Source organism: Rhodopseudomonas infernalis, assembly GCF_022271405.1.
Taxonomy (GTDB): domain Bacteria; phylum Pseudomonadota; class Alphaproteobacteria; order Rhizobiales; family Xanthobacteraceae; genus Rhodopseudomonas; species Rhodopseudomonas infernalis.
In genome coordinates this window covers 1-438 of sequence record NZ_JAJNAL010000087.1, presented here as the reverse complement: position 1 = coordinate 438, position 438 = coordinate 1, and the positions used below count along the sequence as shown (strand labels likewise).

Below are 438 nucleotides of genomic sequence, written 5' to 3'. Positions count from 1 at the left end.
ACTTCTCCGACCAGCGCCTCGGTGATGAAGATGCGCTCGCCGTGCCACATGATCTCGCCGGAGCTGCGGACCCGCCGCACCTGGTGGTCGGCGTCGTACCAGGGGTCCTCGATCCGCTCCGGCATTTGCCGCGTCGAGATGGTGTAGAGTTCGGCCGGTGGGCGCTGGCCGAGTGCCTCGTGCGGGCGCTCCCGATTGAAGTGCTCGCGAAAGCCATCGAACCTGGCCTGCTGCTCGGTCGCATTCGACGCCGGCGGGCACGAGGTCTGTGCCTTCAGGGTCCGATGCATCCGCTCGTGACGGCCGTTCTGCTGCGGCGAAGCCGGGTGCACAAAATGCGGTTCGATCCCGAGCTTGAGCCACCAGGCCGACAGCCGGGTCAGTCCGCAGGCGCCGGTCGAGCCGAACGGCGAGCCGTTGTCGCAGCGGATCGCCGAC

Annotated in this window: 1 protein-coding gene; it reads right to left on the bottom strand. The window is 68.3% G+C overall.

The annotated features are described in order from the left end of the window. A partial coding sequence (locus LPW26_RS25315; RefSeq protein ID WP_238738532.1) for an integrase core domain-containing protein occupies window positions 1–438 on the bottom strand: 438 nt, incomplete at both ends.